The sequence below is a fragment of the Salinivibrio sp. PR6 genome (genome assembly GCF_001995955.1).
Classification (GTDB): domain Bacteria; phylum Pseudomonadota; class Gammaproteobacteria; order Enterobacterales; family Vibrionaceae; genus Salinivibrio; species Salinivibrio siamensis.
Map to the genome: position 1 here is coordinate 28,902 of NZ_MUFA01000025.1, position 13,926 is coordinate 42,827.

The window sequence follows — 13,926 nt, forward strand, 5'->3', positions numbered from 1 at the left end:
GTGTGACGCTCTAACTCGTCGCGCTCACTATAACAGTTGCAGCCTTATTATCCGTCGTATCGGTTGGCCTCTTTCACTTCAGTTATGATAATGATTATTGTTTGTGTTATCTTGGAGTTTATTTACAATTTTGTCGATAAAGGATGTGATGACAACGGCATTAGCACCAGAGCAAACCGCACGCTTTGATCGTATCGAGCGGGTTCTAGACTTTATCCACGCAAACCTTGACCAACCGCTTTCTGTCAGTGAGTTGGCCGCTCACAGCTGCTGGTCTCGCTGGCAATTGCAGCGCGTGTTCTCGGAACAAACGGGCGTGAGTGTGGCGCATTATGTGCGTGAACTAAGACTTAGCTATGCCGCCAAACAGTTGCTCTCTCGGCCCGATAGAGTGATTGATATCGCGCTGTCGTTTGGGTTTACCTCAGAGGCGAATTTTTCCCGCGCATTTCGTCAGCAGTTCGGGGTGAGTCCTCGTACGTATCGCCAGCGGGGGGTGATGGATGGTATTCGAACACCACTGCATATTACGACACTGGCGACTCCCAATCCGTCTTGGCTGTCGGTGCACATTCAAACGCGATCATCGATCACGCTGGTAGGGCAGACGTCGCCTATATTAGGCTTGTTTGCACCTGAGCCCGATTTTACTGACGTGGTGCCTAAGCTGTGGCGTGATGCGCACGAGGCTGGGTTGATTGATGTTGGTCAGCCAAGCATTGGTGCGATTGATGTGGCCAGTGCTGATACACTTCAAACCCCGTTACCCTACCTCGCCGGTCAGCAGCGAGATGCGCCGTCAAGCCTATCTTTAGCCACGTGGACGGTGCCAGAGGCGACCTATGCGGTGATTACGCATTTGGGGCCCGTGAGTGAACTGCCTAAGACCTTGCATACCTTTATCTATCATTGGTTGCCTGCCTCAGGGTACCGATGCACGGATGGTATCGAGCTTGAAGTCTATCCGCCTGGATATCAACCAGAAGCCGATGACGCGGTAATGACGTACTGGATCCCGCTGGATTGTCACCATCATGCACCAAAATGAACAGTATTCACCATGCACACCTTTAAAATGCGAATGATTCCGTTTTACGTTTAATTTGCATTGAGAGGAAAATCATCATGGATATGGGTTGTGCACGCGTGCAGCAGGTTGCTAGATGGCGACTGTCCCCGTTAGCGATGGCGGTTATGGGGAGCTTGATGCTGCCATCAGCTTATGCCGAGTCGCAACACGCCGAGATGGAAACCATACAAGTCTTAGGCGACACCTACCGCAATACGGCCACGAAAACAGTACTGGCACCAGAAGAAACGCCTCAAGCGGTCACTGTCATCGACCGAGAGGCCATCGAACAGCGCCAAGCCAGTTCACTAAGCGAAGTGGTGCGTTACACACCGGGTGTAAATACTGAGCTGCGGGGTGGGGCCGTCACGCGACTCGATCTCTTTAATATTCGTGGTTTTATCAACTATCAGAACTTTTTTGATGGTCTCGCGGTACCTTACAACACCTGGAATTTACAGCCACAAATCGATCCGATTGCGATTGAACAAGTGGAAGTGTTCAAAGGGCCGACGTCGGTGCTATACGGGAATATTCCACCGGGTGGGATGGTGAATATGATCGCCAAGACACCGCAACAAGAGGCGGCGCACCGTGTGACGATGAGCACCGACTCTGATGCACTGCGTGAAGTGTCTGTTGACAGTACTGGTGCGATTTCTGACACCCCATTGGCGTACCGGATGGTGGCGCTGGCACGACAAAAAGATGGCCAAGCGGGCGATTCAGAAGAAGAGCGTTATGTCGTCGCCCCATCGCTAGATTGGCGGGTGTCGCCAGATACGTTGGTGAACGTTAATCTTTATTACCAAGCGGATCCGGCGGCGGGCATTTATACCTCATTACCGGCCAACGGCTCGGTATTGCATAGTGACCAAGGCAGCCTTTCTAGCGATAGCTTTTCCGGCGACAACAACTGGAATACTTATGATCGTGAGTTTCTGATGCTGGGTTACAAGGTGCAGCACCAGCTCTCATCAAACTGGTCGTTATTGCACTCGGCACGCTACACAGATGCTGATTTGCTGCAAAAAAACATGTATCACCAAAAAAGCGATGACGGCCGCCACTATCCGCGAAACGCTTACTTAACCGATGAAACAATGGCGGCTTGGGTGGTCGATACACAGCTTTCTGGTGATTTGAACTGGGGGTCGGCACAGCACTACACCTTGTTCGGTATTGATTATCAAGATATGTCTTCCGACGTTGACTATGACGATACTTTGGCGAATGTGGTGCCGGATATTGATATTTTCGATCCCGATAATAACCAGGTTAACCCCGACTCACTCAGTTTTGCTTACCAAGAAGACCATGATATTGAAGTGACACAGACTGGCCTCTATGCCCAAGATCAGATCTTGTGGAACCAATGGGTGTTGCTCGCTGGGGCACGTTACGACGAGTACGAGTTAAAAGATGACAAGCAAACCTTAAGTAGTGCCTCAGAGAAAAACATTCGTCACTATAATCTGGCATTCCGTGCCGGCGCCATGTACCAGTTTGACAACGGCATTTCCCCTTATCTGAGTTACTCAGAAAGCTTTGAACCAACCGATATGGATAATCGGGGTAATGTGTTTGACCCTTCCACGGGTAAACAATGGGAAACCGGCCTCAAGTACTTGTCACTAGACGGTAGCACTGGCGTCAACGTGGCGTTGTTCGAGCTTAAAAAGCAAGACGCGCTGGTGAATGATCCCAACGACTCATACGCGAAAATTCAAACCGGTGAAATCCGCTCTCGTGGAATAGAGGTTGAGTTTAATCATGCACTTAGTGTAGAGACGGATGTGGCCTTAACTTATGGCTATATTGATATGGAGATCACGGATGACCCTAACCTAGAGGGCAAGACCCCAGTTTGGGTGCCAGAGCAGACTGCCAGTGCGTGGCTGAATCACCAGGTCAGTGCGGGGACACGCGTGAGTTTAGGCGCACGGTATGTGGGTGAGTCTCAGGGTAACGCCACCAATACCTTTACGGTGCCCGACTATACGGTGTTTGATACCGCGATTAGTTACGATCTTTCGCAAGCATCACCGTCGCTATCAGGCGCAAAATTGTCTCTATCTGCGACAAACTTGTTCGATAAAACCACTTACAGCTGTTTTGATGAATTGAACTGTTGGTATGGGGACGAACGCAACATCAAAGCCAAACTCAGCATCGATTTTTAAATCGGTTTGCTAAAACGAGCGCCCCCAGCCTTGGGGGCGCTGTGTTTAGCGCTTAGGTTGTGCATCAATGCATTGGCCGTGCTCGCCAATACCTTCTGGTGCCATCAAATACAGGTAAAGTGGCATAATATCGAGAGGCGTTTTGAGCGTGTCAGGGTCTTCTCCTGGGAAAGCGCTCGCGCGCATACTGGTGCGGGTACCGCCTGGGTTGATGGCGTTGACTCGTACCTTGGTATCAGACATTTCATCCGCCAGCACTTGCATTATGCCTTCGGTCGCGAACTTAGAAATCGCATAGCTGCCCCAATAAGCACGCCCTTGGTGGCCGACAGTCGATGTGGTAAACACTACGCGAGCATCGTTAGACTTTTTCAATAGTGGCAACAGGGCTTGCGTCATGAGCATGGTGGCTTTGACATTCACCTGCATCACATCGTCATGAGATTTTTCATCAATCTGATCGAACGGGCTCAGCACACCGAGAAGGCCAGCATTATGCAGCACGCCGTCTAAGCGCCCGAACTGCTGTTCAATGGTGTCTGCCATATCCAAATAATGCTGACGCGTGGCACCCAACATATCCAGTGGGATAATCGCAGGCTGTGGCGCGCCCAAAGCATCAATTTCATCGTATACTGCTTCAAGTTTTTTCACGGTGCGGCCGAGAAGGATGACGGTGGCGCCTTTCTCTGCATAGCTAAGCGCGGCTTGGCGGCCAATGCCAGCGCCCGCACCGGTCACCAAAATCACACGCCCGTCAAGCGCGTTTGAGCTTACTTGGTAGTCCACGATATAAATCCTTATTTATTGTTAAACGTAGATTATTGTAAGGTTGCGGGTAAGGTGTGACAACCAAGTGCGTGATGTACGGTTAACGGCATTGCCAACATAGCGACAAAAAAGAGGATACAACATTGGATTTCATTGCGGATTATGGGCTTTTTCTGGCAAAAGTCGTCACTTTCTTATTAGCGGCATTTGTATTGGTCGCTTTAGTGCGCGCCGCGAGCGACAAAGGGGGGCAAAAAGGTAGCCTAAAGCTCACTGACTTAACTGAGCGGTTTAAGCATTATCGTCAATCGCTAGAGCAGCACTTGTACAATGAATCGTCGTTAAAAGCGCGAGAGAAAGACGAGAAAAAAGCCAAGAAGAAAGAAGAAAAGGCGCAAAAAGCCGCAGCCAAAAAGCAAAATGAGCGATCGGCTCAACGGGATCCACAATTGTTTGTGATCCACTTTAAGGGCAGCATCGATGCCCGCGAAGTGGAGGCGTTGCGAGAAGAAGTCACAGCGATTTTGTCGGTAGCAACCGAACAGGACGAAGTCTTGGTCAACGTCGAGAGTGGTGGCGGTATGGTGCATGGCTACGGCCTCGCGGCGTCTCAGCTGGCACGCTTCCGTCAAGCAGGCGTGCCCTTAACCGTGGCGGTTGATAAAGTGGCCGCAAGCGGCGGGTATATGATGGCATGCGTCGCGGATAAGTTGATTGCAGCGCCGTTTGCGATCATTGGCTCGATTGGGGTGATTGCCCAGCTGCCCAACTTTAACAAGTTGCTTAAGAAGAACGATATTGAATTTGAGCAGCTGACCGCCGGTGAATTTAAGCGCACGCTAACCATGTTTGGTGAAAACACTGACAAAGCGCGCGAGAAGTTCAAAACGGAACTGGAAGAAACCCATGGCCTGTTCAAGGCGTTTATCAGCGAATACCGCCCGTCTCTTAATGTCGATAAGGTTGCCACCGGTGAACACTGGTTTGGTAACCAAGCATTGAGTCTGGGATTGATTGATGAGGTCTGTACCAGCGACGAGTATTTGTTCCAGGCGGCGAATAACGAGCGAAAAGTGCTGTCGGTGTCTTACCATCAGCGTAAAAACATTGCTGAAAAGCTTGCTGGCGCATCCGCGGAGGTGGCAGATCGTGTGCTGCTAAAATGGATTAGTCGTGGTCAGCGTCCGTTGGTTTAACTCACTTCCCGAGTGCTGCCTGTTAGCGTTGGGCGATAAACAACGGAAGAAAATAGCGGTAACAGGCGCACGATAATGAGCGAAATAGCCATAATAATGTGAGCCAAGCCAAAGATTACCGCATCCATTTAGCTATTTTGCGTGCGGCAATGGTAATGATTAGCGCGTTTTTGCCGGAAACCGGCATGAAGAACAATCGGGATATTACCATCACAATTGCTTAACAATTGTGGAAGGGACGAGCAATCAGCGTGTTTTGCTGCGAATTTAGTTGATATTCGGCTAGACTCGCTCAATATTGTAAACAGATAGCGGCACTCCGGCATGGAAGTGCAACGCAACGAATTTTCGACAGTTTTAGCGCAAAGGGCGTCAATTAGGTCATTATGGGCAAATCTCTCGTCATCGTGGAGTCCCCAGCAAAGGCGAAAACGATCAATAAATATCTCGGCAAAGACTTCGTGGTGAAGTCGAGTGTCGGACATGTTCGTGACTTGCCAACTGGAGCGACGCAAGGCGGTAAAAAGGCCGCACCTGTGTCCACGAAAGGGCTCAGCGCCGAAGAAAAAGCGCGCATTAAAAAAGAAAAAGAACAGAAGGCGCTCATCAACAAGATGGGCGTTGATCCTTACAATGGCTGGCAAGCAAAATACCAAGTGTTGCCCGGTAAGGAAAAAGTCGTCGCCGAGCTTAAGTCACTGGCTGAGAAAGCCGACAACGTTTATCTCGCAACGGATTTGGACCGCGAAGGGGAGGCCATTGCTTGGCACCTGCGCGAACTCATCGGTGGTGATAACGACCGCTTCAAACGCGTGGTCTTTAATGAGATCACCAAAAATGCGATCACACAGGCGTTTGACGCACCGGGTGACGTCAATATCGACGGTGTCAACGCACAGCAAGCGCGGCGTTTCCTCGACCGTGTGGTGGGCTTTATGGTCTCGCCGTTGCTATGGAAAAAAGTGGCGCGAGGCTTGTCGGCCGGTCGTGTGCAGTCGGTCGCGGTAAAGCTGCTTGTTGAACGTGAGCATCAGATAAAAGCTTTTATTCCCGAAGAGTTTTGGGATGTGCACGCCGACACGCTCACACCGAAAGAGCAGGCGCTGCGACTGCTCGTGGCGCAACAAAATGGCAAAGCCTTTAAGCCGAAAAATAAAGATGAGGCAATGGCGGCGGTGTCGGCGCTTGAGCACGCCAGCTTTGTGGTGCGTGATCGCGAAGATCGCCCCTCAACGAGTAAGCCCTCGGCGCCTTATATCACCTCAACATTGCAGCAGGCGGCAAGCACGCGTCTTGGCTTTGGGGTGAAGAAAACCATGATGTTGGCGCAACGCTTGTATGAAGCTGGCTATATCACTTACATGCGTACCGACTCGACTAACCTCAGCAAAGAAGCGGTCGAAGCGGCTCGTGGCCACATTGCCAGCGAATACGGTGAGAAGTACTTACCAGCGTCGGCGAACGTGTATGGTGCCAAAGCCAACGCTCAAGAGGCGCACGAGGCCATCCGGCCTTCTGATGTGGCTGTCAATGCCAGTGATTTGCAGGGGATGGACCCTGATGCGCATCGTCTGTACGACTTGATTTGGCGCCAGTTTGTGGCCTGCCAAATGGTACCGGCAAAATATGACTCGACGACCTTGACGGTCGACGCGAGCGATTACACCTTGAAAGCAAAAGGGCGCACACTGCGCTTTGACGGTTGGACTCGGGTACAGCGTCCTTCAGGTAAAAATGAAGACCAAACCTTGCCAGCGGTTGAGGTGGGTGAATCACTGACACTCGACAAGCTTGATCCGAAACAACACTTTACTAAGCCACCCGCCCGTTATACCGAAGCGGCCTTGGTCAAAGAGTTAGAAAAAGCGGGCATTGGTCGTCCATCGACGTACGCGTCTATTATTTCCACGATACAAGACCGCGGTTATGTGCGAGTTGAAAACCGTCGCTTCTATGCTGAGAAAATGGGCGAGATTGTCACTGATCGTCTCAACCAAAGCTTTGCCGATTTGATGGACTATGACTTTACCGCTCGTATGGAAGCGTCGCTCGATAAAATTGCCGAAGGTGAAGCCGACTGGAAAGCGGTGCTTGATGATTTCTTTGCGGATTTCACCGCTGAGTTAGGCCAAGCTGAGCAGGATGAAGACGAAGGTGGAATGAAACCCAACAACATGGTGATGACAGATATCGACTGTCCAACCTGTGGGCGTAAAATGGGGATTCGTACCGCATCGACTGGCGTGTTCCTCGGTTGTTCGGGCTACGCATTACCCCCGAAAGAGCGGTGTAAAACCACCATCAACTTGATGGACGAAGATGGTATTGTCAATGTGCTCGAAGAGGACGTTGAAACCGCTGATCTTCGGGCGATGAAGCGTTGTCCGATTTGTGAAACGGCAATGGACTCTTACCTCATTGATCAGCATCGCAAGTTGCACGTGTGTGGTAATAACCCGAGCTGCGAAGGCTATGTGGTTGAAAAAGGGGAGTTCAAACCCAAAGGCTACGATGGGCCTGTGGTAGAGTGCGACAAATGTGGTAGCGACATGGTGCTGAAAAATGGCCGTTTCGGTAAATACATGGGTTGCACCAACGAGGAATGTAAGAATACGCGTAAGATCCTCAAAAATGGGGACGTTGCGCCACCGAAAGAAGATCCGGTGCACTTCCCAGAGTTGCCATGTGAAAACTCGGATGCCTATTTCGTGTTACGTGATGGTGCCTCTGGCCTATTTATGGCCGCGAGTAATTTCCCCAAATCCCGCGAGACACGTGCGCCGCTGGTGGAGGAACTTCATCGCTTCAGAGACCGCATTTCGGACAAGTTCAAATACCTTGCCGATGCGCCGCAGGAAGATCCCGATGGACGTCCTACTGTGGTTCGTTTTGCACGTAAAACCAAAGAGAATTACGTGCGTAGCGAGGAAGATGGCAAGCCAACGGGCTGGTCAGCCTTCTTTGTTGACGGTCAGTGGGAAGTCACTGATAAACGCAAGAAGAAAGCCAAAGCCTAATGCGCGTATCACGCCAATGATTTAAACCCGCCGCCAAGGCGGGTTTGTTGTTTTAGGGCAAGCACGCCTTTGCTTGATCCTCCCCAATATCTCTTCGATAACAGTTGTTAAAATCTCGCCTTTGTCTTTTTCCGCTGAGGCGTTATGGAGCTGCATCAACTCGTTAATACACTAGGCCAAGATTTAAAACACCGTTATGGCGAACGTGTTCATAAGCTCACACTGCATGGCGGTTTTAGCTGTCCCAATCGTGATGGCACGCTCGGGCGGGGCGGTTGCACCTTTTGCAATGTCGCATCCTTTTCTGATGAAACCGCGCAGCACCAATCCGTTAGCCACCAGTTGCACCAGCGTGCGAAAGAGGTAGACCGAGCACGTCGTTATCTGGCGTATTTTCAAGCTTATACCAGTACTTATGACGAGGTTGCGCGGTTAAAGGCTTTGTACGAGCAAGCATTAGCGCGTGAAAACATGGTCGGGCTATGTGTTGGTACACGGCCAGATTGTGTGCCCAGCCAGGTTTTGACGCTGTTGGCGGGTTATCGTCAACAAGGATTTGAAGTGTGGTTAGAGCTTGGTTTACAAACGGGTCATGACAAGACGTTGAAACGCATTAACCGTGGCCATGATGTGGCAGTGTACGAGCGAATCACTCAACAAGCCCGTGCACTGGGCATTAAAGTATGCACGCATTTGATTGTTGGTCTGCCCGGAGAGGGCATTACCGATCATCAAACAACGATTGACCGGGTCGTGAGCACAGGCACCGATGGGATTAAACTGCACCCGCTACATATTGTCGAGGGTAGCACCATGGCGAAAGCGTGGCGTGCAGGGCGTCAAGACGCGATTACGTTAGAAGACTACGTCGACAGCGCCAGTATGATGATCCAGCGAACGCCTCCTGAGGTGGTGTATCATCGCGTGTCTGCGAGTGCACGTCCACCGACGTTACTGGCCCCTTCATGGTGCGAGAATCGCTGGCTAGCGATGACCGCCATCGCTAACCAGCTGGACAAACACGGTGCACAAGGGGCTGCGCTCGGCACCTCTTTTATCGCGCGTTAGGCTCTGATTGTGACGAGGAAAGGCCGGGAGTGAGCCGGCGCAGAAGCTGTCCAATATCTTGCAGCATCAGATATAAACAGGGCACCAGAAACAGCGTTAGCAAGGTGGCAAACATCACCGCAAAGCCAAGTGCGACGGCCATAGGGATCACAAATCTTGCTTGCAGGCTGGTTTCAAACATGATGGGCAACACCCCCGCAAAGGTGGTGATAGACGTCAGTGTGATGGCCCGAAAGCGGGCACAGCCTGCGTCGATCACTGCTTTTTTGATCGCAACCCCCGCGTGACGCGCTCGATTAATATAGTCAGTCATCACCAGCGCATCGTTGACCACCACGCCTGCGGCGGCAATCAAACCAAAGGTCGACATCATACTTAAATCAATATCAAACCAATAATGTCCCCAAATAGCACCCGTTAAGCTAAAAGGGATCACCGACATGATAATCAGTGGTTGCGTATAGCTTTTTAAGGGCACGGCCAATAACGCATAGACCACAATCATCCCGGCAACAAAGAAAAGCTTTTGTTCATCTTGCTGTGCTTGTTGTTCTTCAATCGAACCACTGAGTTCACTAGTGACATCCGGATAATCGGCCAATACCTCTGGTATGACGGATTGTTGAATGGTTTCCACTACTTCATTGGGTTCGACTAACTCTTCATCAATCGCGCCATAGACATAAACCGTTCTAAATCCTGCTTCGCGGCGCAGGCTACTCACACCGGGTTGTTGCTCCAGTTTCACCACATCGCCCAACATGACTTGTTGACCGGCTGGGGTGGTGATCACGGCATAACGCAGTGATGAAAATGCCTCCCGCGTTAATTTGGGGTAACGTACCATGACTTTTATTTCTTCACCGTCACGGATTAGGCGTTGGGCTTCCCCGCCATAGAAACTCCCTCCTACCTGTTGAGCAATGGTGGTGAGATCCAGCCCCAGATCATGAGCCACGGGCGTGAGGGAAATGAGCACTTCCTGACTGCCTGAATCGATGGATGAGGACACATCGAAAAGACCCGCTTGCTGGTTAAGGCGCGACATTAAAGCACGTCCGGCCGCATTGAGTGTGTCGATGTTGGGCCCAAAGAGGAGAAAGCCAAACTCATCACCTTGTTCTCCACCATTCACGTCATCTTGAATGGTGAGTTTTTTAACTCCTGGGATCTCCGGCATCGCCTCACGCCAGCGCCGCGACAATTCGAAGGTGGTAAAGGGGCGCAATGTATCATCGACTAAAGGGATCACCAGTTGTCCCGAGGTTCGCCCTTCATTAAATACGAGCGTGTCTTGCACCATGGCTTGGCCCGTCTCGGCTTCTGTAGCGTTATCGACGCGGTAGACCATGCCTTCAATGGCTTTGAGTGCGGCAATCGTTTGCTCACTCGAGGCGTTATTGTTCATCTCTAGGCGAATATTGGGAAAATCATGCGGGACTTTGGGCGTCGGCACCATACGCACGTGGCTGGCAACCACCAATGAAATACTGATAGCCAATAAGGCAACAAACAATGCGAAAGCGGACCAGCGCCAATGTACCGCGAAGGTGACGGCGCGGCGGTATGGTCCATTGACAAAGCGATGGAATTGCCGATTAAAACGCGAGCGGAAGCTATTTGTTTTGGGCGTGGAAAAGTGGGTGTGCGCCAAGTGAGCGGGCAAAATAAGCTTCGACTCTACCAAGCTAAAGATGAGACACAAGATGACGATTGACGCGATGCCAAAGAAAAAAGCGCGTTCAGGGCCGCTTGACATGATAAAAGGTGCAAAAACGGCAATGGTGGTGAGCACGCCAAACGTGGCAGGGGTGGCAACACGCTGCGCCCCGGCGACAACGTTATTGACGCCGCCACCTTTGTGCTCCACTTCGGTATAAACACTTTCGCCGATAACGATCGCGTCATCGACGACAATCCCCAACACCATAATGAACGCAAACAGTGAAACGATGTTAATGCTTACCCCAATCACTGGCATTAGCATGACCGCGCCAAGAAAGCATACGGGCAAACCGATAAGCACCCAGAGGGCAAGTTTAAAGCGCAAAAACAATGTCAGCAGTAGCGCAACCAATACCGCCCCTTGTAATAAGTTTTTTAGCATCATATCAAGGCGGGCATTAAGGTAGTGTGTCATGTCGACCACCGATTTGAGTGCCAGCCCGGCGGGCAATGCTGCGTTTTTGTTTTGTATGTAGTCTTTGACGGCGTCGGCAACGGTCACCATATTTTCGCTAGCGGTTGCATTCACCGAGAGAAAAATTGCGTTCTGCCCCGAGTACTTAAAGTAACGCTCGCCTTCGGTAAACCCGTCTTTGATGGTGGCAATATCCTGCAGCAATAACCGACTGCCATTGGGGCCGATTTTAATTGGGATCTGGCGAAACTCATCACCGCGATAACGCTGGTTCTCGACGCGAATTGCAATCATGCCGCTGTCGGTACGTACTTCACCGGCAGAGAAGTTGGCGGAATAGCGGGCAATGGCGTCACTCACCTGATTAAGCGTGAGGTTATACTTGCGCAGAATACGGGGGGCTACCTCGATGGCAATCTCGTAGGTAGGGGCACTGAGCTCCACCAAGGTGACGTCCTTGAGTTGGAGGAGTTCGTCTTCAATGTCCTGTGCCGCGCGTTTTAGCTCAGTGAGCGGCTTATTGCCTACCACTGCCATTTGAATGACGGTTTGGCGAAACTCCACTTGCGCGACATTAAGCGGTTCCATCGACGCGGGGAGATTAGAGAGGGCATCGACCTCTTGCTTTACGCGGTCCAGGACGAGATTGAGATCTTCCCCAACATCCACTTCGATTTCTACTTGACCAAATCCGCGCCGCGCGGTTGAAACCACCGATTCGATCCCGGTGACATCTTTAATGGCTTCCTCCACTTTAACTAAGATGCTCTCCTCTACCTCTTGGGGGGAGGCGCCGGGATAGTCAGCGGTAATATGAATATAGTTAATCTCGATGTTAGGGAACATCTGTCGCTGAATGAAAAAGTAACTGGAAACCCCCATGATGAGTACAAACACCATGATCAGGTTTGCAGCAACCGGATTGTGGGCAAAATAGGCAATGAGCCCACGCGTTGGCGTGTCAGCATTACTCATTTTCACCCTCCGGCGATACCTGAGATGCCACGCGAACCGTCATGCCAGGCTCGGGGAATTCAGGCAGCGTGGTAACTACTTGGTCATCATCGCTTAAGCCTTGGTCAGCGTAGATATACTGGCCTTCCGTTCTCACCACGCGCAGTGTACGCGGGGTGAGTTTTCCTGCTTGATCGACGACCCAAACTTGGCGATTGTTCATCAAGGATTGCGGAAGCTTAAAGACGTTCTCCAACGTTGCCCCTTTGAAAGTCGCCTCGATATAACTGCCAAAGGGTAGGGCAGGTTTAGCCGATTGGGTGCCGTAAGGATCATCAAGGCGCACCACAACTCGCATCATGCGGGTGCTTTGCTCCACGATGCCTAGATCGCGCTCGAGCCGTGCTTGGCGTTGAGTCGGTTCGCTGCCGTTGCGGGTAAGCTGAACCTCGATCCCCGCTAATGGTGTAGGGAGAAAGAGTGTGTCGAAGCCAGCAATAGGCAAATGCACTTCCGCAGCCTCGATGCTATTAAGTACCCCCACCGGGCTTCCTGCGTTAATGTACTGCCCAACCCCGACGTCTCGCGACACGACGAGCGCATCGTAAGGGGCGGTCACTTGGCAGTTTTCTAAGTCGCGTTGTGCGCGCTTTAACGCCGCTTGTGCCGATTTTACGCGGGCTTTTGCACTGAGTACTTGTGGCTTGCGTAAATAGAGATCGGTGACTTGTGAGGATGGAAGGCTTTTTGCCTGACGTCGTGCCACTGCCGCCTGGGCTTGTTCTTCTATCAAGGCCGCTTTTGCACTGGCAAGGTCGGCTTCGGCGCTCAGTACCGCGGCTTGATAGTTATCAGGCTCAATTGAAAACAGCACATCACCACGTTTAACAATGCCGCCAGCAACGAAATTTGGATGCCATGCGACCACTTCACCGGACACTTGGGCAGAAAGCTGTGTGGTCTCTACGGGGGTGACTTCACCGTGTGCCCGTAAAACCACTTGATGTTGAGTTGGGTGAACAACGCGTGTCTCAACAATCGGTGGGGGCGGGGACGCAGCATTTTCTTGAGTAGCTGTCTCTGTTGCCGCGATGGCGGTATAGCCAAGATAGCCAAGACCGAGAATAACAAGAGGTAAAAACCAACGTAGTCCTTTCATTGATGCCGGGATCCTTTTTCGCCATGGCGTGGTGGTGTGTTGCGCTATGGGGGGCGCTTAACGCTTCATTGACTAATTTATCACGCGAATCTGTTGATTGAATGACAGGTCAACCTAACTTTTGATGCGCATCAGTTTTTCTATAACGGCGAGTACGGCTCAATATGCAACAGCGATCGTTGTGCGGTGATGCAAAAAGCCCTCAATCGCGAGACAAGGCTTTGTCGCGGGGGAATACCGATGACGAAAACAGAGTTTAAGCCGTAGTTATTTTTCATAAAAAAATTACATTTACCCTCAATTTTAGGCGTTTTTTTTGCCGTTTTTGACGATAAAAAAACCTTTTTTATGTAAAAAAAGACCTTTCCC

Annotated in this window: 9 protein-coding genes; 5 read left to right on the forward strand and 4 right to left on the reverse strand. The window is 51.1% G+C overall.

Annotated elements, in window-relative coordinates; all coding sequences use genetic code 11:
- The first annotated feature begins 148 nt into the window (after positions 1 to 148).
- Both BZG72_RS14765 and BZG72_RS14770 read left to right on the forward strand, forming a co-directional pair.
- Positions 149 to 1,048 carry an AraC family transcriptional regulator gene (locus tag BZG72_RS14765; RefSeq protein WP_077667137.1) on the forward strand — a complete coding sequence of 300 codons (900 nt, stop codon included), beginning with the start codon at positions 149 to 151 and terminating at the stop codon, positions 1,046 to 1,048.
- A 77-nt stretch (positions 1,049 to 1,125) separates the two neighbouring features.
- Entirely contained in the window at positions 1,126 to 3,252 is a 2,127-nt protein-coding gene (locus tag BZG72_RS14770; RefSeq protein WP_241832562.1) for a TonB-dependent siderophore receptor, read from the forward strand.
- Positions 3,253 to 3,297: 45 nt separating this feature from the next.
- On the opposite strand, the gene BZG72_RS14775 is transcribed toward BZG72_RS14770, so the two are convergent.
- On the reverse strand, positions 3,298 to 4,041 hold the full coding sequence (locus tag BZG72_RS14775; protein WP_077667138.1) for a YciK family oxidoreductase: 744 nt from the start codon (positions 4,039 to 4,041) through the stop codon (positions 3,298 to 3,300).
- Positions 4,042 to 4,166: 125 nt separating this feature from the next.
- Between BZG72_RS14775 and sohB the strand changes: the two genes are divergently transcribed.
- From sohB to BZG72_RS14790, 3 genes are all read left to right on the forward strand, one after another.
- Positions 4,167 to 5,219: a protease SohB gene (sohB, locus tag BZG72_RS14780; protein WP_077667139.1), complete on the forward strand. Its 1,053-nt coding sequence runs from the start codon at positions 4,167 to 4,169 to the stop codon at positions 5,217 to 5,219.
- A gap of 386 nt (positions 5,220 to 5,605) precedes the next feature.
- Positions 5,606 to 8,236, forward strand: coding sequence for a type I DNA topoisomerase (gene topA, locus BZG72_RS14785; RefSeq protein WP_077667140.1), 2,631 nt, complete (start codon positions 5,606 to 5,608; stop codon positions 8,234 to 8,236).
- A 144-nt stretch (positions 8,237 to 8,380) separates the two neighbouring features.
- Positions 8,381 to 9,304, forward strand: coding sequence for a TIGR01212 family radical SAM protein (locus BZG72_RS14790; protein ID WP_077667141.1), 924 nt, complete (start codon positions 8,381 to 8,383; stop codon positions 9,302 to 9,304).
- Here the strand turns inward: BZG72_RS14790 and BZG72_RS14795 are convergent.
- From BZG72_RS14795 to BZG72_RS16360, 3 genes are all read right to left on the reverse strand, one after another.
- Positions 9,291 to 12,419: an efflux RND transporter permease subunit gene (locus BZG72_RS14795; protein ID WP_077667142.1), complete on the reverse strand. Its 3,129-nt coding sequence runs from the start codon at positions 12,417 to 12,419 to the stop codon at positions 9,291 to 9,293. The two genes, BZG72_RS14790 and BZG72_RS14795, sit on opposite strands and share 14 nt — an antisense overlap.
- The gene (locus tag BZG72_RS14800; protein WP_077667143.1) at positions 12,412 to 13,557 is read right to left on the reverse strand and encodes an efflux RND transporter periplasmic adaptor subunit; all 1,146 of its coding nucleotides are present in this window, start codon (positions 13,555 to 13,557) and stop codon (positions 12,412 to 12,414) included. The genes BZG72_RS14795 and BZG72_RS14800 overlap by 8 nt, the downstream gene beginning before the upstream one ends.
- A gap of 140 nt (positions 13,558 to 13,697) precedes the next feature.
- Positions 13,698 to 13,926 (reverse strand): hypothetical protein (locus BZG72_RS16360; protein WP_206744445.1); only part of this gene is annotated, 229 nt, incomplete at its 5' end.